At 68.8% G+C, this 19,256-nt stretch carries 19 protein-coding genes and 1 riboswitch; of the genes, 16 read left to right on the top strand and 3 right to left on the bottom strand.

What is annotated here, in order from left to right; all coding sequences use genetic code 11:
* Position 1: 1 nt before the first annotated feature.
* Entirely contained in the window at positions 2-1,426 is a 1,425-nt protein-coding gene (locus ABTV68_RS02575) for a D-alanyl-D-alanine carboxypeptidase (protein WP_433676057.1), read from the bottom strand.
* 134 nt (positions 1,427-1,560) lie between these two features.
* On the opposite strand from ABTV68_RS02575, the gene ABTV68_RS02580 reads away from it, so the two are divergent.
* The 14 genes from ABTV68_RS02580 to lepB all read left to right on the top strand — a co-directional run bounded on the left by ABTV68_RS02580 (position 1,561) and on the right by lepB (position 15,830).
* Positions 1,561-2,313 (top strand): glycosyltransferase family 2 protein, encoded by a 753-nt coding sequence (locus tag ABTV68_RS02580; protein ID WP_433676058.1) that lies wholly within the window; start codon positions 1,561-1,563, stop codon positions 2,311-2,313.
* Positions 2,310-3,356 (top strand): lysylphosphatidylglycerol synthase transmembrane domain-containing protein, encoded by a 1,047-nt coding sequence (locus tag ABTV68_RS02585; RefSeq protein WP_433676059.1) that lies wholly within the window; start codon positions 2,310-2,312, stop codon positions 3,354-3,356. Before ABTV68_RS02580 ends, ABTV68_RS02585 begins: the two co-directional genes overlap by 4 nt.
* A 32-nt stretch (positions 3,357-3,388) precedes the next feature.
* Positions 3,389-4,693: an MFS transporter gene (locus ABTV68_RS02590; RefSeq protein ID WP_433676060.1), complete on the top strand. Its 1,305-nt coding sequence runs from the start codon at positions 3,389-3,391 to the stop codon at positions 4,691-4,693.
* Between the two features lie 366 nt (positions 4,694-5,059).
* Positions 5,060-5,704, top strand: coding sequence for a S41 family peptidase (locus ABTV68_RS02595; protein ID WP_433676061.1), 645 nt, complete (start codon positions 5,060-5,062; stop codon positions 5,702-5,704).
* A gap of 77 nt (positions 5,705-5,781) precedes the next feature.
* Positions 5,782-5,889: riboswitch (TPP riboswitch) on the top strand.
* Entirely contained in the window at positions 5,885-6,511 is a 627-nt protein-coding gene (locus tag ABTV68_RS02600; RefSeq protein WP_433676062.1) for an ECF transporter S component, read from the top strand. It overlaps the preceding riboswitch by 5 nt.
* A 10-nt stretch (positions 6,512-6,521) precedes the next feature.
* Positions 6,522-7,964, top strand: a complete 1,443-nt coding sequence (locus tag ABTV68_RS02605) for an ABC transporter ATP-binding protein (protein ID WP_433676063.1) — start codon at positions 6,522-6,524, stop codon at positions 7,962-7,964.
* Positions 7,961-8,764: an energy-coupling factor transporter transmembrane component T family protein gene (locus tag ABTV68_RS02610; RefSeq protein WP_433676064.1), complete on the top strand. Its 804-nt coding sequence runs from the start codon at positions 7,961-7,963 to the stop codon at positions 8,762-8,764. Before ABTV68_RS02605 ends, ABTV68_RS02610 begins: the two co-directional genes overlap by 4 nt.
* 24 nt (positions 8,765-8,788) lie before the next feature.
* Entirely contained in the window at positions 8,789-10,357 is a 1,569-nt protein-coding gene (locus tag ABTV68_RS02615; RefSeq protein ID WP_433676065.1) for an adenosylhomocysteinase, read from the top strand.
* Between the two features lie 102 nt (positions 10,358-10,459).
* A complete protein-coding gene (locus ABTV68_RS02620) occupies positions 10,460-11,770 on the top strand; it encodes an amidohydrolase family protein (protein WP_433676066.1) in 1,311 nt (436 codons plus the stop codon).
* Positions 11,767-12,231 (top strand): cupin domain-containing protein, encoded by a 465-nt coding sequence (locus tag ABTV68_RS02625; protein WP_433676067.1) that lies wholly within the window; start codon positions 11,767-11,769, stop codon positions 12,229-12,231. Before ABTV68_RS02620 ends, ABTV68_RS02625 begins: the two co-directional genes overlap by 4 nt.
* A gap of 249 nt (positions 12,232-12,480) precedes the next feature.
* Positions 12,481-13,356, top strand: a complete 876-nt coding sequence (locus ABTV68_RS02630; protein ID WP_433676068.1) for a transporter substrate-binding domain-containing protein — start codon at positions 12,481-12,483, stop codon at positions 13,354-13,356.
* A gap of 54 nt (positions 13,357-13,410) precedes the next feature.
* The gene (locus tag ABTV68_RS02635; RefSeq protein ID WP_433676069.1) at positions 13,411-14,271 is read left to right on the top strand and encodes an amino acid ABC transporter permease; all 861 of its coding nucleotides are present in this window, start codon (positions 13,411-13,413) and stop codon (positions 14,269-14,271) included.
* Entirely contained in the window at positions 14,268-15,002 is a 735-nt protein-coding gene (locus tag ABTV68_RS02640; protein ID WP_433676070.1) for an amino acid ABC transporter ATP-binding protein, read from the top strand. The genes ABTV68_RS02635 and ABTV68_RS02640 overlap by 4 nt, the downstream gene beginning before the upstream one ends.
* 108 nt (positions 15,003-15,110) lie before the next feature.
* Positions 15,111-15,830 carry a signal peptidase I gene (lepB, locus tag ABTV68_RS02645; protein WP_433676071.1) on the top strand — a complete coding sequence of 240 codons (720 nt, stop codon included), beginning with the start codon at positions 15,111-15,113 and terminating at the stop codon, positions 15,828-15,830.
* 49 nt (positions 15,831-15,879) lie between these two features.
* Here the strand turns inward: lepB and ABTV68_RS02650 are convergent, their stop codons facing one another.
* Positions 15,880-16,650, bottom strand: a complete 771-nt coding sequence (locus ABTV68_RS02650; RefSeq protein ID WP_433676072.1) for a helix-turn-helix transcriptional regulator — start codon at positions 16,648-16,650, stop codon at positions 15,880-15,882.
* A gap of 113 nt (positions 16,651-16,763) precedes the next feature.
* Between ABTV68_RS02650 and ABTV68_RS02655 the strand changes: the two genes are divergently transcribed.
* Positions 16,764-17,558, top strand: coding sequence for a class I SAM-dependent methyltransferase (locus tag ABTV68_RS02655; protein ID WP_433676073.1), 795 nt, complete (start codon positions 16,764-16,766; stop codon positions 17,556-17,558).
* Positions 17,559-17,637: 79 nt separating this feature from the next.
* On the opposite strand, the gene ABTV68_RS02660 is transcribed toward ABTV68_RS02655, so the two are convergent.
* Complete coding sequence (locus ABTV68_RS02660) at positions 17,638-18,363, bottom strand: phosphotransferase (protein WP_433676074.1); 726 nt, start codon at positions 18,361-18,363, stop codon at positions 17,638-17,640.
* 75 nt (positions 18,364-18,438) lie between these two features.
* Between ABTV68_RS02660 and ABTV68_RS02665 the strand changes: the two genes are divergently transcribed.
* Positions 18,439-19,254: a ribokinase gene (locus tag ABTV68_RS02665; protein ID WP_433676075.1), complete on the top strand. Its 816-nt coding sequence runs from the start codon at positions 18,439-18,441 to the stop codon at positions 19,252-19,254.
* The last annotated feature ends 2 nt before the right edge of the window (positions 19,255-19,256 follow it).

Below are 19,256 nucleotides of genomic sequence, written 5' to 3' on the forward strand. Positions count from 1 at the left end.
GTCAGTTCAGCCCGAACAGCTCCACGGGATGGGTCAGCCGCCACCAGGCGTCGGGACCAGGAAGGTCGTCCGTCAGCTCCAGATCCACCGTGGTGGCACCGAGCGCTCCCGTCACGGTGAGGGTGCCCGCCTTCGCGCCCGCTGACGTTTCGTCGCCGAGCTTCACCTCGCGCGTGACCGTGGGCAGCTTCTGCCAGATGCTCACGTCGGCGTCCGAGGCCGTACGCACCGTGGTCGATGCTCCCCACGCCGTTGTCACCGTCGCCACGTCGGTTCCCGCGGGTACCGCGGTTGCCGGTGTCAGCAGCGTGGTCAGCTGATCGTAGAGGGATCGCGATACGGCATCCCGATCGTCGGAACTCTCCTGATCCAGCGCTACGGCGTACGCCCGCACGCGGGTGCCCGCGATGTCGATGTCCTTCGCCGACAGCAGGTTGTAGCCCTCCAGCGTTCCCGTCTTCAGCCCCACCACCCCGGGATCGCCGATGATGCCGTTGGTGTTCGTGACGAGGCCCGCGCCCGGGATCTCGACGCTCTGCTTCGCCGCGATCTCGGCGACCACCGGGTTCTGCAGCGCGATCTCCGCGAGTCGGATGAGCGCCTCCGGGGTGGCCGTGTTCTCGTGATCGATGCCGGTCGGTTCGACCACGGTGATATCGGAGAGCCCGACCTTCGCCAGCCACGCGTCCGCCGCCGCCACATAGTCCGCGTCCGTGGGCCAGAACTCCTCCGACAGACGGTCGGTGTAATTGCCGGCGGAACCCAGGATGATCCCTTCGAGCAGCTGGTACTCCGTGAGGGTTCCATCGACGGGAACGTCGAGCGCGGACTCGTCCGAGCGCAGGTAATCCCAGTACGCATCGCTGTCCGACTGGGTGAAGGAGAACTCGCGACCCGGCTGGCCGAGCTCCAGCGGCTCCGCGTCCAACACCGTCATCACGGTGACGATCTTCGTGATGCTCGCCATCTGCGTTCGCTCAGTCGTGGAGGCGTACGTGGGTCCGCCTTCATAGCCGATCGCGGCGGAACCGACCACAGGCCACGTCGGCAGCTGCGTGTCGGCCGCTACCGGCTCCACCGCGAGCGGGGAGATCGTGGGCGGCAGGGAGGCGAGCGGCCACAGCAACGTCGCCGCGACATAGCCGCCGGCGATCGCCACCAGGATGCCGCCGGGAATCCAGCCGCTGCGGGTGCGGGGCATGCCCACCCCGGTCAGCAGATCCGGTGCGACGAGTGTGGCGCCTGCCGCCTCCGCGGCGATGGAAGCAGGATCGACCCACTCCAGAGCGCGCGTCGTCGGTCCGCTCGGTGTGGGCACCTCCTCCGGAGAGGCCGGAGGAGCGTCGTCAACCGCGGGATCCGCGACAAGCGCGGCCGCGTCGGCGGACCCTCGGGTGGCGGGTCCGGTGGGTGAGGCAGAGTGCACTCGCCTAACGTACCGTGACGTCGCCGACGGAGTGCTGGTGGAGCGGCCTCCACCCTGAGAGGTCCCCTGGGCTGGACCCCGAATCGACCCTGAGCCATACTGCAATTTCCTATTGATCAGGTTTGAATGGCGGGATGACTGCGACAGAGGAGTCCCGGCCGCCGAGCATCTCGGTGGTGATCCCCGTCTACAACGAGGCGCCGATCATCGCCCGATGCCTCACGGCCCTGCTGCTCCAGACGGACCTGCCGGACGAGATCATCGTCGTGGACAACGCCAGCACGGATGACACCGCCGCCATCGCGAGTCGCTTCGCGCGAGTGCGCGTGCTCCGAGAGGAGCGTCAGGGGATCACCTACGCGCGGCAGACGGGATTCGATGCGGCACGGTGCGACGTCATCGCCCGAATCGACGCAGACACCCTGGTGCGCTCGGACTGGATCGAGCAGATCCGTGCTGACTTCTGCTCCTCGCACGTCGATGCCCAGGGAGGTGGAGCGGCCATCGCCGAGCTCTCACCCGGGCAGCGATTCTGGTTCTCGTGGTGGTACCGGGGCTTCCGGCTGTGGCATCAGCGCAGCATCGGGGTGCGACCCATGCTCTACGGATTCAATAGCGCGCTGCGACGAGACGCCTGGCTGGCCGCGCGCCGACTGGTGAGCATGGGGGATGACCGGGTGAGCGAGGATGTCGATGTGACGATTGCACTCCTGCGCACCGGGCACGCCCTGCGGTTCTCGCCCAACATGATGGTGAAGGCTCGACTGTTCCGCTCCATCGACCGGGAGAAGCTGGCGCGCTACTACGCCACCGACAGCTTGACCTTGGCGCGGCATCGCTTCGGCAATCGGAAGCGGTGGGCGCAGGCGGAAGAACTCATGTCGTGACGCGGCGGTGGTATCAGTCGCCCCGCTTCTGGGTCAGTGCGATCACCGCGGTGCTGGTGATCGCCATCGTCATCGGCGCCTGGCCCACGGTGGTGGCGGCGTTCCACAGCCTGCCGCAGGTGAATCCCTGGGTGATGGCGCTCCTGATTCCGGTGCAGCTCGCGAGCTTCGCGGTCACCGGGGAGTCCCTCTTCTCCTACCTGCGCGCTCGCGGTGAACTGCGAGGGCTGCACCCGCTGGCAGCCATGCGGATGTCGCTCGAGTTCAACTTCGCCAACCACATGCTGCCCTCCGGGGGCGCTGCAGGGATCACCTACACGAGCTGGAAACTGGCGACCCTCGGGGTGGCGCCGGCGAAAGGAACACTGGCCCAACTTGCTCGGTTCGGCGTCACGTTCGTGTCGTTCACCATCGTGCTCGTGGTGTGCTCCGTCTGGCTGATCGTGAGTGGTCGCGGCACCCCGCTGCTGCTGTGGGTGGCCGCCGGAGTCGGAGTGCTCGCCCTTGTCGTGACCGTGGGGGGCGTGCTCCTGCTGCGTCGGCGTCGTCCGGTCCACCGTTTCGCGGGACGGCTCGCCGCGTTCGTGAACGCTGTGGGGCGTCGTTTCGGGCGTCCCCAACTGGTGGCGCCGATGGTGCTCGTGCGCTTCTTCGACGGCCTCCACCTCGAGCTGCGCGCCGTCATGGAGCAGCCGCGAGCCCTGTTGGCGCCCTTCCTCTGGACCTTCCTCGTGCACGCGTGCGATGCGGGACTGTTCTGGGTGGGTCTCGCGTCGTTCGGACTCTGGCCCGATCCCGCCCTCGTGTTCGTGGCTTACGGCATGGCCACCGTGGTGAGCATGGTGGTGGCGACACCGAACGGCATCGGCGGGTACGAGCTTGTGATGATCGGCCTGCTGGTCTCGGGCGGCCTGCCGGGTGCGAGCGTGGTGGCAGCGATCACGTTGACGCGCGTGATCCTGCTGCTCGGAACGATCGTGTTCGGATGGGCGTTCTACCAGCACAGCGTGACGAGATCGAGCGTGGCCCCCTCTGTGGTCTGACCACACTAAACTGGAGTCATGCGGGTGCGATCATGACGGAGTCAGGCGGAGCCTCCTGGCGGATCTGGGCCATCTGGATCACGGGAGTCGCGGCCTACGTGCTCTCCGTCGCGAACCGGACGTCGCTCGGCGCGGTCGGTGTCGACGCCGCTCATCACTTCGGGGCTGATGCCTCCACGCTCGCGATGTTCGCCGTGCTGCAGCTCGCCGTCTACGGTCTCGCGCAGATTCCGGTGGGTCTCATGCTCGACCGCTGGGGAGCGCGCCCGATCATCACGGCGGGCATGATCCTGATGGCCGTCGGTCAGCTCGTGATGGCGCTCGCGCCCAACGTCGGCATCGCGATCCTCGCCCGCATGCTGCTGGGCGCGGGCGATGCTGCGGTGTTCCCCAGCGTGCTGCGCGTCGTCGCGACCTGGTTCCCCGCGCAGCGTGCGCCGTTGCTGGTTCAGCTCACCGGCATCGTCGGCCAGGCCGGACAGCTGCTGGCGCTGGTTCCGCTCGCCGCGTTGCTGCACGCGACGACCTGGTCCGTCGCCTTCGGCTCGCTCGCCGGGCTCGGGATCCTGTTCGCGATCCTCGTGTTCGCGGTGATCCGCAACCGCCCGCCGGAGCGGCAGGAGGACGTATCGGTCAACACGGACACCGGTGCGATCCGCGTGGTCCGATCCTCGATCGACCTGCGCCAGAGCGTCGCCGACGCGTGGGCGCATCCCGGCACGCGCCTCGGCTTCTGGTCGCACTTCACGACGCCCTTCGCGGGGACGGCGTTCATCATGCTGTGGGGTGTTCCCTTTCTCACCGAGGGGGAGGGCCTGAGCACCTCCGCGGCCTCGGTGGTCACCAACCTTTACGTGGTCTTCGGTATGGCGGTCGGGCCGATCCTCGGCGCGCTGTCGAGTCGTCATCCGCTGCGCCGCTCGAACATGCTGGTGCTGCCCACCGTGGGACTGCAGCTGCTGATGTGGGTGATCGTGCTGGTCTGGCCGGGCCCGGCTCCGCTGTGGATCCTGATTCTGTTGGCGCTGGCGCTTGCCACCGGCGGCCCCGCGTCGATGATCGCGTTCGACCACGCGCGCACCTACAACCCGGAGCACCGGCTGTCGACCGCGACCGGCATCGTCAACGGCGGCGGCTTCCTCGCCGGGCTGCTCGCGATCCTGTTCATCGGGCTGGCGATGGATCTGCAGGGAGCGGGGGACCCGACCCACTACAGCCTGGACGCGTTCCGCCTCGCGATGCTGACGCAGGTTCCGCTCTGGCTGCTCGGCGCGGCGATGATCCTCCGCGAACGCCGCCTGGTGCGGCGGATGATGGGCCTCACCCGCCCGCGCTGATCACCGTTGTCTATGGTGAAGGCATGAGGGGGCGACGAAGCAGACCTGTTCGTGCGCTCGCGCGTCTGTGTGCGGTCGCCGCGGTGGCTCTGCTCTGCGGATGCACACCGCAGAGCGCGCCTGGTCCAACAGCAACAGCAACAGCGGGAGAGCGGCTCGTCGCCGAGGCAACGGCCGTGCTGGGAAAGGAAGCGCTCTTCGCGGAGGGCGAGAAGTGGGAAGCAGCAGCCGCCATCGCTGCCGAACGCTCCGTCGGATCATCCATGTCTCAAGCGCAGGCGTTGATCGCATGGCTTGCGCTTTCCGCGGGAGGAGCCCACTCCGGTTACTTGACTCGAGAGGAGGTGGAAGTCAGCTCCGAGGAGGATGGCGATTCCTCCGTCAGTGATGACGGCCGACGGAATTTCGACCGTCATTGTGCCGTCTTTGGCCCAGTTCAGCGACGCCACCGTCGCCACCTATCGGTCGGCAGGGGTCTCCGCCTTTGACGACGCTGTTTCCGCAACCAGCTGCGGATGGATTGTCGATCTTCGGCAGAACGGTGGCGGAAACACGTGGCCGATGCTGAGCACGATTGCACCGCTGCTCCCCGCCGGCCCAGTTGCGGGGTTCCGGGATCGTCACGGAGATGAGCAGTGGATCGTGTCTTCCGGCACGGGGTACATCGACGTCATGGGCGAGCCACGGGTCGCACGGCCGGTGAGCGATGTGCCCGTTGCGGTGCTCATCTCCCCGCAGACCGCGAGCGCGGCCGAACTCGTCGCCCTGTCGTTGCGCAGCAATCCCCACGTCCGATTCTTCGGCCAGCAGACCGCCGGACTGACGACGAGCAACCAGACGTTCATCCTGAGCGACGAGAGCATGCTGATCGTGAGCATTGCGCACTACGTTGACGCCGAGGGCACCATCATCGACGGTCCGATCAGGCCGGACGTCGTCGTCAACACCGTTGATGCGGTGGGTGCGGAAGCGGAAGCGGAGAGCTGGCTGCGGACCGCCTGCGCTTCGTGATCGAGAGATCACGGGCACCTTCCCGATGACAGTCCGGGTCCCCGGCCGGACCACTGCGCTCGCGGATGGCTATACTCGGGGGACACCACGGGAGTCCTCGTCGAGGGCTGAGAGGAAGCGATCGCGCTTCGACCGTCGAACCTGATCCGGGTCATGCCGGCGAAGGAAGGGATTATTTTCGTGCATTCATCCACGTCTTCACAGCTGCACGCGGCGGCTCGCCGCATCGACACCCGCTGGCGGGTGGTCGACATCGTCGTGGCCAGCGTCATCGCGGTGGCCTGCGCCGCCCTGTTCCTGATCTGGAACGTCGCCTACGAGGGGCCGTCTGCGCTCCTCAAGCCGCTGCTTCCCGGCGTGCAGGGACTGCTGGCCGGGCCCTGGCTGATCGCCGGCGTGCTCGCCGGATTCATCGTGCGCAAGCCCGGCGCGGCGATCTACGCCGAACTCGTCGCGGCGTCCATCTCCGCGCTCCTCGGAGCGCAGTGGTCCGGTCTCACCGTCATCTCCGGTGCTGTGCAGGGGCTGGGCGCCGAGCTCATCTTCCTGCTGTTCCTGTACCGCGTGTGGAACCTGCCGGTGGCTGCGCTCGCGGGAGCAGCCGCGGGCCTCGCCTGCGGCATCAACGACCGCATCCTCTGGTACGCGGGCATGGACTCGCTGTTCACAACCGTCTACATCATCAGCACCACCATCTCTGGTGCGGTGATCGCGGGAGTCGGCAGCTGGCTGATCACGAAGGCGCTGGCCAAGACCGGCGCGCTCTCGCGCTTCGCGGCCGGTCGTCAAGCGACCGCGCGCGTCTGAATCGGCCGCGATGACGGCGGTGGCGCTGGAGGCACGGGCCTGGGGGTGGCGCTACGCCACCCGCAGGGCCTGGGCAGTGGCGGACGTGACCTTCCGGGTGGAGCCGGGGGAGCGCGTGCTGCTGCTGGGTGCTTCGGGATCCGGCAAGTCGACGGTGCTGCACGCCTTCGGTGGCGTGCTCGGCGGCGACGACGAGGGTGAGGCCCGTGGTGAGCTCCTCGTCGACGGATCCCCGGCCACTGCCGTCCGCGGTCGAGTGGGGCTGGTGCTGCAGGACCCGGACACACAGGCGGTGCTGTCGCGAGTAGGCGATGATGTCGCCTTCGGACCGGAGAACCTCGGCGTTCCGGCGGAGGAGATTCCGATGCGCGTGCGTCAGGCGCTGGACGAGGTCGGGCTCGACGTGGCCCTGGACCGCTCCACGTCGGCGCTGTCCGGAGGGCAGAAGCAGCGCCTCGCACTGGCTGGTGTGCTGGCGATGCAGCCGGGCGCGATCGTCCTGGACGAACCCACCGCGAACCTGGACCCGGAGGGCGTCGCCGAGGTGCAGGGCGCGGTCCGTCGGGCACTGGAGTCCACCGGCGCGACCCTGCTGGTGGTGGAGCATCGCATCGAAACCTGGCTCCCACTGATCGATCGGATCATCGTGCTCGGCGAGGGCGGGGTGATCGCCGACGGCCCGGTGAAGCGCGTGCTGGGCGATCGGGGCGCCGAGCTGGCTGCAGCGGGCGTCTGGGTGCCGAATCATCCGCCCCGTCGCCCTGCCCCTCCCGCGTCTGCTCCGGGCGCAACGCTGGTTCGCGCCCGGGAGTTGGCCGTCGCACGCGTGGCCGGACATCCCGTCGCCGGCCCGCTCGACATCGACGTGCGGGCCGGCGAGGCGCTGGGCATCGTGGGACGAAACGGCGCCGGCAAGTCGACGCTGGCGCTCACTCTCGCCGGTCTCATCCGACCCACGGCGGGCACGGTGACCGCGGCCGCCGACCTGTCCGACGGCCTGCGCGGCGACCCGTTCCGGTGGCGCTCGCGCGAGCTGCTCACGCGGATCGGGATGGTGTTCCAGGAGCCCGAGCACCAGCTCCTGTCGACCACCGTGCGCGGCGAGCTGGAGGTGGGGCTGCGCGCACTGAAGCGTTCCGACGCGGAGATCCGCGCCCGCGTGGATGAACTGCTCTCACGCCTGCGGCTGGACCGCCTCGCGGACGCCAACCCGTACACGCTCTCGGGAGGGGAGCAGCGCCGGTTGACCGTCGCCGCCGTGCTCGCCACCGGTCCACAAGTGATCGCACTGGACGAGCCGACCTTCGGGCAGGACGCGGTCACGTGGGCGGAACTCGTCGCCCTGATGGCGGAGCTGCGTGACGAGGGGCGTGCGATCCTCGCCGTCACGCACGACACCGACGTGCTCGCCGCGCTGCACGCCCGTACCATCCGCGTGGGGGTGGACGCATGACCCTCGCGATTCCCGTGGGCACCACCACCCGCCAGCGCGGCGGTCCCATCGCGCCGCGATCGCCGCTGGCCAAGCTCGGCGCCTCTCTGCTGCTCGCGCTGCCGTTGATCCTCACCCTCGACGTCGTCTCGGCATCGGTCGCGCTACTGCTCGGACTCGGCTTCGTATTCGCGTCGGGGCTCCGTCCACGCGAGTTCTTCTTCCGCACGATCCCGGTGTGGGTCGCCGCTCCTGCGGCCGCGGTCGGCATCGGCCTGTACGGGCGCAGTTCCGGCGCTGTGCTGTTCGAGTGGGGCGCGATCCACGTGAGCGAGGGCTCGCTGGAGCTGGCGCTCGCCACCACCCTTCGACTCTTCGCCATCGGGCTGCCCTCCATCGCTCTGTTCGCCTCCATCGACCCGACCGACCTCGCCGACGCGCTGGCGCAGCGGCTGAGGCTGCCGAGTCGATTCGTGCTCGGCGCGCTCGCCGGCATGCGGTTGCTCGGGCTCTTGACCGATGACGTGCGTTCGCTCGGACTCGCCCGCCGCGCGCGAGGTGTCGCCGATCAGGGACGCATCCGTCGGGTGCTGGGCACGGCCTTCGCGCTGTTCGTGCTGGCGATCCGTCGCGGCACGAAGCTCGCGACCGCCATGGAGGCCCGCGGCTTCGGTTCGTCGAATGCGCGCAGCTGGTCGCGCCCCTCGCCCTTCGGGCGTGCGGATGCGGCGCTCATGGTGGTGGCCGCGCTGATCTCGGCAATCGCGCTGGTCGCATCCATCGCGACCGGGTCGTTCAGCTTCGTCCTCGCTCCCGCCTGACGTCGGCGTCGGTACGCTGGAGGGGTGCACGAAGCGCCCGAACGAATCGTCCGCCGATTCGCCGCGGCGGGAAACCTCGTCGTCTCCGGGCAGCGCACCGCGGTGGTGCCCGCCCACCCTGCGCTCCAGGGTCTGCTTCGTCGTCTCGGTGCCGTGATCTGCGACATCGGCGACGCACAGTATGTCTACGCTGACGGCGATGCCGGTGTTCGCCTCTCCGTCGATGACCTTGCCGACGGCGCCGTTGTCATCGAATGCGGTGAAGTCGCTGCCTACGAACCCGGGGCGCAGGTGCACGGTGCGAACACTCGGAGCCCGTTCCTCGCGTTTCGTGAGGCCGGACGGCTGGTCCACGTGCTGCCGCCGGGTGCTCGACGGATCCCGACGACTGATGTCGGCGACGCGGACGCCCGCCTGCAGTGGGCGCACGACTTCATGCCCGCCTGCGCGGCACAGACGCGGCGCCTGGGCGACGCGCTCGCAGGCACGACGTTCGGCATCAGCATGGTGCTGGAACCCAAGACGGCGAACCTGGCACTGTTCCTGCGCGAAGCCGGCGCGCACGTCGTGCTCTACGCGCACGCCGACGAGACCGATCCCGCTGTCGCCGACGCTCTTCGCCGTCGCGGGTTCACCGTCCACGCCTCCACCGACGAGTCGAAGCAACTCATCAACGCCCGCGCCTTCCTCGCGGAGGGTCTCGACTTCCTGCTGGATGACGGATCGCACCTGATCCGCCTGGCGCAGCTCGACGGCACTTCGCTCCGCGGCGCCGCCGAGGAGACCACGAGCGGTCTGCGTCCGTTGCGGGCGATGGGCGAGGCGCTGACGATTCCCGTCGTGGCCGTCAACGATGCGCGCATGAAGACGCGTTTCGACAACCGCTACGGCACCGGTCAGTCCTGTGTATTCGCGATCGCGGACCTGCTGGACGGCGTTGATCGCGGGCTCGCCGGATCGCCTGTCACGGTGATCGGCTACGGCCCCGTCGGCGAGGGTGTCGCGCAGCACGCGCGTGCGCTCGGCGGCGAGGTGACGGTCGTGGAGCACGACCCGGTGCGGGAGCTCGAAGCGCGTTCCGCTGGCTATGCGACGTCCAGGGCCGACGATGCCGTCGCGCGCGGCGGCATCGTCATCTCGGCCACCGGGGTGGCGAAGACGGTGCCCGCAGAGCTCCTTCGCATGGCACCCGTCGACACGGTGTTCGCGGTGGCGGGCGGAGTGATCGACGAGATCGAGCTGTCGGGCGGGACGTGGGAGTCCGCACTGGCGCCGAAGGTGGAGCGCCTGCGGGTGGACGATGCGCACGCTGTCCTCGTACTGGACCGCGGCGGCTGCATAAACATCACGGCAGCCGAGGGCAACCCCGTGCAGATCATGGACTACTCCTTCGCCGCACAGCTCGCCGCTGCACGACTGCTCGCGGAAGGAGCATTCTCCGATCCGGGTGTGCACCCGCTTCCTCCCGCCGAAGACGAGGCCATCGCCGCGCTTCTGCTCGACCGGCCCGTTCCCGCCTCGGCATCGTCCGCCCTCGATGCCGACTGGCTCCCCGCGCGTTTCCCCGACGCGCGCCCCACCCCGACCCCATGACCCCGTCGCGAAACACCCAAGCAAGTCCGAGAAACCCCGCGTTGCGGGGTTTCTCGGCCGCGCATGGGTTTCTCGCGGAGCGTGCCTGAACCCGAGAGAGCGATGACCGACGCCAGCGACATCACCCTGTACTCCGCCCGCCTGGTGGTGCCGATGACCGCGCCCGCGATGCGGGACGGAGCGGTCGCGGTGCGACACGGACGAATCCTCCACGTGGGCGAGCGTGCCTGGGTGCGCGACATGCTCGCCGATCGCGGCCAGCGTTTCGACGAGATCCGCGTGGAGGGCGCGCTCCTTCCCGGCCTGGTGAACGCCCACTCGCACCTGCAGTACTCCGGAATGGCCGAGGTCGGGCAGGGACGATACGCCGGCTTCGACGACTGGGCAGACGCGTTCGACGCGGTGTACGAACGCCCGCACGACTGGCATGCGGATGCCGTGGCCGGCGCCCGGCAGATGATCCGCGCCGGCATCACGTCCGTGGCGGACATCGTGACCGATGCCGCGGCGCTGCCCGTGCTCGGGGAGACAGGACTCGGGGGCATCACGTACTGGGAGGTGATGAGCTGGACCAATGAGGCCTGGGCCGCCCGCGGACGTGAGCTGATCATCGCCGAGCTCGATCGGATCCCACCCGTTCCCGGCGCCGGGCTGTCGCCGCATGCACCGTACTCGCTGGATACCGAACCGCTGCTGGAGATCCCCGATATCGTCCGCGCTCGCGGGCTCCGCACTCACCTGCACCTCGGCGAGAGCGCGTTCGAGGGGGAGCGCCCCGGAACCGATCCCGGTGATCCGTGGCGCTTCGCGAAGCTGGAGAGCTTCCAGTCCCTGCGTGCAGCCGGCTTCGGTGCCAGCGCCACGGAGTTCGTGGATCAGCTCGGGGTGCTCGGCCCGGACTGCCACGTGGCGCACGGCGTCTACATGACCGCCGCTGACCGTGCGCTGCTGCGCGCTCGAGGGACGTCGGTGGCGCTGTGCCCGCGTTCGAACGACGTGATCGGCCTCGACGCGCCGCCCGTTGCCGCGTATCTCCGCGAGGGCAGCGCCGTCGCGGTCGGTACCGATTCGCTGTCCTCCAGCCCGTCGCTGGATCTCATGGCAGACGTGGCGGCGCTCGTGCGCATCGCCCGCGCGCAGGGCTATGCCGACCGCGATCTCCACGAACGAGTGCTGTCGGCGGCGACCCTGGGCGGTGCTCACGCGATGGGCCTCGACGTGGGGCCCGATCGCACCGGCTACCTCGCAGTGGGTGCGCGCGCCGACCTCGCCTGTTTCCGGCTCGACGACGTCGATCTCGATCGCGAGGCGGGCGTCGCGGACGGCCTGGCCGCACTCGCCGAAGACGGTGCCGGACGCGCGATCCGCACCGTGATCGCCGGCGAGACGTCCTTCGCAAAGGAGAACGCATGACGCAAAACGATGGCCGCGTGGCCCGCCGCACGCCCGACGGGGAGCTCATCGAGTGGGTCGCCGTGCCGCAACGCGCGGCGGACCTGCAGCTCGAACCGCACCCGGAGGGCGGCTGGTATCGACGCACGTGGACTGCCCCGGTCGAGGTGCCCGCGCATGGCGGTGTCCGCCCGGCGGCCACGATGATCCTGTTCCTGCTCCCGGTGGGTGAGGCATCGGCCTGGCACGTGGTGAACAGCGATGAGATCTGGCTGTGGCACGGTCCCGGATCCGTCCGCGTGCAGCACGGCGGCGACGGCGACAGCCCGCAGGAGGGTCCCGTCCACGTGCTCGATGCCGCGAACCCGCAGGTGCTGGTGCCCGCAGGGACGTGGCAGCGCACGATCCCCGCGACGGAGGAAGCGCTGGTGTCGTGCGTGGTGTCGCCGGGCTTCAGCTTCGCCGACTTCACGCTCGCCTGATCCGGGCTTCGGCGCGCGGGAAGCGGGAAAACGCATCTCTGAGTGCCATCGCAGAGGCGGTTTCCATCTTCCACCGGGCCGTTCCCACGTACCGGTTCCGCAACAGTGCGTCACCATCTTCGGTGCGACGGCGTATCCCCGCCTACCCTGGAATCAACCCGAGCACACGCGTGCGTCCGCGATCGTGCTCATGCACCGTCGCGAAACCGAGTCCGCTCCCGAGTGCACTCCCGAATCCTGAGGTCCGCCATGCCTTCCATCCTCCGCTCCGTCCGTCAGGGGCTGCTTGTCGCCGGTGTTGCGGCCGGCCTGCTCGCCCTGTCCGCCTGCTCGACCGATGCCCCGGCCGACGCCGGCCCCACCGCCGACGGCACTCCCATCGCGGGTGCTGAGTCCTCGCTGCCCACCGTCACCGAGGGAAAGCTCACCATCGCCACCGGCGAGCCCGCCTACGAGCCGTGGGTGAAGAACGACGACCCCGCCTCCTGCGAGGGCTTCGAGGCCGCCGTCGCGTGCGCGGTTGCCGAGCAGCTCGGCTTCAGCGCCGACGACATCACGTGGGTGCGCACCACCTTCGATGCGGCGATCACGCCGGGCGAGAAGGACTGGGACCTCAACATCCAGCAGTACTCCATCAGCGAGGACCGCGCGAAGGTCGTCGACTTCTCGTCGCCGTACTACACCACCTCCCAGGTGGTCGTGGCGAAGGACGAGACCACCGCGAAGAGCCTCGGTTCCATCGACGCGCTGAAGAAGGCCTCGGTCGGCGTCATGGTCGGCACCACCAGCTACACCACGCTCGTGGACGCGACCGGTGTGGAGCCGCAGGTGTTCAACACCAACGCGGACCTCGTCGCCGCCCTCCAGTCCGGCCAGATCGACGCCATCGTCACCGACCTGCCCACCGCCTTCTACGTGACGGGCGCACAGGTCGAGGGCTCGGCCATCGTGGGCCAGTTCGCCGACACCACCGGTGGCGACGAGCTCGCCTTCGTGCTGCCGAAGGACTCGGAGCTCACCGCCGACGTGACCGCTGCCGTCGACGCCCTGCGCGACTCCGGCAAGCTCGAGGAGATCACCACCAAGTGGCTCTCCACCGAGGCAGCGGTTCCGGTCCTCAAGTAAGGACGCGCGTCTCGTCGCATACGCTGCGGGGAGACGACACGGACAGGAGTCCTCATGACAGCTGGTGGTCCGCCCACCGAGATCAGTGAGATCGAACGGGAACGCCGTGCCTTCCGGGCACGGCGTTCCCGCCGTTCCGTTCTGCTGAGCCTCGCCTCGACCCTGGTCTTCGCGATCGTGATCTGGCTGGTGCTGGTGAACACACCGGGCTGGTCGAGCGTGCAGAAGACGTTCTTCGACATCGAGTACGGCATCGAGGTGTTCCCGAAGATCCTGCAGGGACTGTGGCTGAACATCCGCGTGCTCTTCTTCGCCACCATCGGCGTCGCGATCTTCGCCACCCTGCTGGCGGTGGTGCGGAGCCTGCGCGGCCCGGTCTTCTTCCCGCTGCGCGCGGCCGCCACGGTGTATGTGGACCTGTTCCGCGGTATCCCGGTGCTGATCGTGCTGTACCTCGTGGGCTTCGGCATCCCGACGCTGCGGATCTTCCCGAAGGTCGACATGGCCGTATGGGGAACGATCGCGCTGATCATCACGTATTCGGCATATGTGTCCGAGGTGCTGCGCGCGGGCATGGAGGCGGTCCACCCGTCCCAGCGCACCGCGGCGCGATCGCTGGGCCTCACGCACGGGCAAACCCTCCGCATGGTGGTGATGCCGCAGGGCGTTCGCAAGGTGACTCCCGCGCTCATGAACGACTTCATCTCGCTGCAGAAGGACGTCGGACTCATCTCGGTGCTGGGTGCCGTCGACGCCGTCCGCGCCGCGCAGATCCAGAACGCCCTCACCTATAACTACACGCCGTATGTGGTGGCGGGCTTGCTCTTCGTCCTCATCAGCTTCCCGATGATCCGCCTCACCGACTGGTACTCGGCGCGGGCGCAGAAGCGCGAGCAGCAGGGAGGCCTGGTATGACCGAGCTGGTTCTCGACATCCGCGGTGTGAAGAAGACCTTCGGCGACAGTCCGGTGCTGCGCGGCATCGACCTCGCGGTGCACCGGCACGAGGTCATCGTGCTGATCGGAGCTTCCGGCTCCGGGAAGTCCACCCTGCTGAAGACGATCAACCTGATCGAGCAGATCGACGACGGGCAGATCTTCCTGGAGGGTCACGACATCACGGATCCGCGGGTCAACGCGGACCTCGTGCGTGCCCGCATCGGGGTGGTGTTCCAGCACTTCAACCTGTTCCCGCACATGACGGTGCTCGACAACGTCACCCTCGCGGCGCGCAAGGTGTTCAAGACGCCGCGCGCTCAGGCGGAGGGTCGAGCGCGCGAGCTGCTGCAGCGGATGGGGCTCGGCGACAAGGCCGGCTCCTACCCCGATCGCCTCTCGGGCGGTCAGCAGCAGCGCGTCGCGATCGCACGAGCCGTGATGACGGATCCGCAGGTGCTGTTGCTGGACGAGATCACCAGCGCCCTCGACCCGCAGTTGGTCGGTGAGGTCCTCGACGTCGTGCGTGAACTGAAGGCATCAGGCACCACGATCCTGATGGCCACGCACGAGATGGCCTTCGCCCGCAGCGCCGCCGATCAGGTCGTGTTCCTCAAGGACGGCGTCCTCATCGAGCAGGGTCCGCCGGAGCAGATCTTCGACGCGCCGCAGCGCCCCGAAACGGCGGAGTTCCTCTCCCGCGTGCTCTGATCCCGCGCCTGCCGTTTCGGCGTGCCCCTCGCGCAAAGCGTTCGGAGGGTGCATGATGCACCTACCCGAATCACGCTGAGGGGGCGCGACCGGGCGAAGGGATAACGCGTGAGTGCGGTCAATGAAGACCTGCTGGCGGCGTCGAGGTCACGTCGGTTCTGGAGATTCGTCCGGGACGTGATCATCGTCGCGGTCGTGCTGTTGCTGCTGGCCTGGGGGTCGAAGGTGTTCTTCATCCGGGTGTTCTCGATCCCGTCTGCCTCCATGTCGGCGACGCTGCAGATCGGTGACCGCGTGATGGTAAACCAGCTGCAGGCGGGAGAGGGGAGCTTCTCGCGAGGCGATGTCGTGGTGTTCCGTGACAGCCAGGATTGGGTTCCGGATGTGCCGGTGGCCTCGAAGGGCCCCGTCGAGGTGGTGCTGGAGACGCTGAAGATCGTCGATCCGCCTGAGGAGCAGTATGTGATCAAGCGGGTGGTGGGGCTGCCCGGAGACCACGTGGTGTGCTGCGACGCGCAGTTGCGGGTATCGGTGAACGGCGTGCCCGTCACCGAACCGTACCTGCACGATCCGCAGCTGGGATCCTCGTTCGGGCTGCCGTTCGACGTGGTGGTGCCGGAGGGGTCCGTGTGGGTGATGGGGGACAACCGGCAGAACTCGTCGGACTCGCGCCGCCACCAGGGGCAGCCGGGTCGGGGCTTCGTGCCGATCTCCGACGTGGTCGGCACCGCCCTCGCTGTGACGTGGCCGATCCGTGACTGGCGCACCCTCGGGGAGACGCAAGCCTTCGGCGACGTCCCCGCCACGACGGCGGTCGCGACGAAGTAACGCCCCCGGTTCCTGCGCGAGAGCTTGCGAGGAGACGAAGCGCGCCGGACTAGTCCGCTGGCAGCCAGAGGGTCATCCGCAGACCGTCCTCCGGCAGATGCAGCACCTCGTACCGTCGCGGCTGCAGCTGCCCGCCGGTACGAACGTGGGTGGTCGATGCTCGTCGACGCTCAACGATGTGCTCGTTCCACCACAGCGCGAACTGCTCGCTTGCCGCACTGAGTTCCGTGACGAAGTCCACCAACGCAGGTGAGCGCAGGTCGTCCGCGTTCGCCGCGCGCAGTTGCGCGACGGCGCCGCGAGCCAGTTCCTCCCACTCGGCGAACACGTCGCGGGCTCGTGGATCGAGCACGAGATACCGGAGCGTGTTTCGCTCCGACGGAGCGCGTTCCCGGAACCCGTCGTAGAGGTCGAGCCCCTCAGGATTCGCGGCCACCATGGTGCTCAGCCGATCCAGCACATACGCGGGGTTCGGTCGTACCGCCGCGACGAGAGCCGTGAGGCGCACGGCGAGCGCGTCGGTCGATGCGTTCGTCGACGGCGGGCTGTTCGTCGGTCGAGGTTCGCGCAGGCGCGCGGCATGGGCGCGCGCATCGGGCGTGAGATGCAGCACACCGGCGAGGGCGTCCAGCACGGCGTCGCTCGGATGATGCTCGCGCCCCTGCTCCAGTCGTGTGTAGTAGTCGACGCTGATCCCCGCCGCGCTGGCCACCTCCTCGCGCCGGAGCCCCGTGATGCGTCGACGCGAACCTGCCGCGGTGGGACTGAGCGCCGGGTCGGTCCGCCGCGCGCGGAGGAAGTCACCCAGCTCGTGCGACACGGTTCCTCCTCGTCTCCCGCTGCGGGGGTGCGGGACTCCTAGGAAGAATACGGTCTTCCCGCTGCCCCGGCCGCACGGGCAGGCTGGTGGGAACGCACGACGGAAGGAACCCCATGGCTGCCTACACTCACGGTCACGCCGAATCGGTACTGCGCTCGCACCGCTGGCGCACGGCGGAGAACTCTGCGGCCTACCTCCTCCCGCACCTGGATCCGAACGCGCATCTGCTCGACGTCGGCGCGGGTCCCGGGACGATCACCGCCGACCTCGCGCAGCGCGTCGCTCGCGTGACGGCTACCGAGATCGGTGAGGCGGAGCTCGATCTCACGCGCGCGACGATCGCCGAACGGCAGATCACCACCGTCGACTTCCAGGTCGCCGATGTGCATCGCCTGCCGTTCGACGACAACACGTTCGACGTCACGCACGCGCATCAGGTGCTGCAGCACGTGGCCGATCCGGTGCAGGCGCTGCGTGAGATGGCGCGTGTCACGCGACCGGGCGGGATCATCGCTGTGCGCGACAGCGACTACAGCGCGTTCACGTGGTGGCCGGCAGTGCCGCAGCTGGACGAGTGGCTCCGCCTGTACCTGGATGCCGCGCGTGCGAACGGCGGCGAGCCCGATGCCGGGCGGCGGCTGCTCAGTTGGGCTCACGCGGCCGGAATCGAGCAGGTCGAGGCGGGCTCCAGCACGTGGTGCTTCGCCGATGAGGGAGATCGCGCCTGGTGGGGCGGGATGTGGGCGGACCGCATCGTCGACTCTGGGATCGCGCGTCAGCTCGTCGAATTGGGGGCTGCCACCCCGGGCGACCTCCGCGAGATCCGCGAGGCGTGGATGCGCTGGGCCGCGCACCCGGACGGTTGGTTCTCCCTCTTGCACGGTGAGATCCTCTGTCGCGTCGCCTGAACATCACCGTGAGAAACCCAAGCAAGTCCGAAACACCCCGCGTTGCGGGGTGTTTCGGACTTGCTTGGGTTTCTCGGGGCTACGTGGCGTTCCAGAGATCGCGGTAGTACGCGAGGCGCTCCCGGTCGGGTTCGATGCCATATGCCTCGATGAGAATATCTTCGAAGCCGGGACCGTAGTTCCACTCCGCGGACATGGAGGCGACGGCGATATCGGCCCATCGATCCGCGGTGCCGAGGGCGCCGAGATCGACGTGGGCGAGAGGGGATCCCTCGTCATCCAGCAGCGTGTTGGGTACGCAGGCGTCGCCGTGGCAGACGACCAGGAGGTCGATCGGAGGGGCGGATCGGAGCGCCTCGGGCACCTCGATACCGCGATCGGCGGCACCCGCGATTCGTGACGGAACGGACCAGTCGAACGGGCAGTCCGCCACCGGGAGCGCGTCATGCAGGAGACGCAGTCCGCGGCCGACCGCGCGAACAGCGATCTCCGGTCGGGCGATCCAGTGCGGATGCACCGCGCTCCGGCCGGGGATCGCGCGGGTGACCAGCCACTCGTGGCCGTCCTCTTCGCCGTATTCGATCACTTCCGGAACCCGCGTGTAGCGACCGGCCCACGCCAGCCGCTCCGCCTCCTCCGCGCGCGACGATTCGGGGTCGATCGTTCCGTGCTTGATGTATCGCCCGTCGTCGGTGGAGAAGGTGGCCATGCCCAGGGTGTTCAGCCATACCGGGGTGAGGGCGGCGCCTGACGCCAGACGAAGCACACGATCCGGAACGGGCAGATCGATCGCGGGAATGCTCATGCGTTCATCCTCGCCGATCCGATTCCGGTAGCGTCGAATTCGGCCATCGTGGGCCGCAGAGATGAGGGAGCACCCGTGAGCAGCGTTTTCGTCATCGGCTCGACCAACGTCGACACCGTGCTGACCGTCCACCGCCACCCGGAGGTGGGGGAGACTCTCACCGCCACCGGCGTCTCGGTGCGCCCGGGCGGCAAGGGGGCGAACCAGGCTGCAGCCTGCGCCTCGGCTGGCGGCAGCACTGTGTTCGTCACGCGTGTGGGCGATGATCCGCTGGCTGACCGCTACCGCCGTCACCTCGTCGCGCGCGGTGTCGACGACTCGCAGCTCGGCGTCGTTCCGGGGCCCACGGGACAGGCGAGCATCGTCGTTGATGACCGTGGCGAGAACACGATCATCGTGGTTCCGGGTGCCAACGCCGCGCTGGATGTCTCCGCGGTCGCAGCGCTCGAAGAGGTGGTGCAGGCGGGGGACATCGTCTCGCTGCAGCTGGAGGTTCCGGTCGACGTCGTGCGCGCCGCGCTCGAACTTGCACGCCGTCGTGGCGCGATCGGGATGCTGAATCCGTCGCCCTGGCGCGACGACATCGCGGACCTCATCGATCTCGCCGACATCGTCGTGGTCAACGAGGCTGAGGCCGCGCAGCTCGGGCTCGACGATGACCGCGTCGTGCGCACCCTCGGTGCCGACGGCGCCAGCTGGGGCGATGTGCACGTGCCAGCGCCGAGGATCGAGGCTGTCGACACCACGGGAGCCGGTGATGCGTTCACGGGGACCCTCGCCGCATCGCTCGCTCAGGGGCTCGACCGCGCCGCCGCGCTGACCGCCGCCGTCGCCGCCGCGAGCGAGGCCTGCCTCGAGCCCGGCGCCCAGCGCTGGGCCCCCGGCGTCTGACG

Source organism: Microbacterium gorillae, from assembly GCF_050990725.1.
Taxonomy (GTDB): Bacteria; Actinomycetota; Actinomycetes; order Actinomycetales; family Microbacteriaceae; genus Microbacterium; species Microbacterium gorillae_A.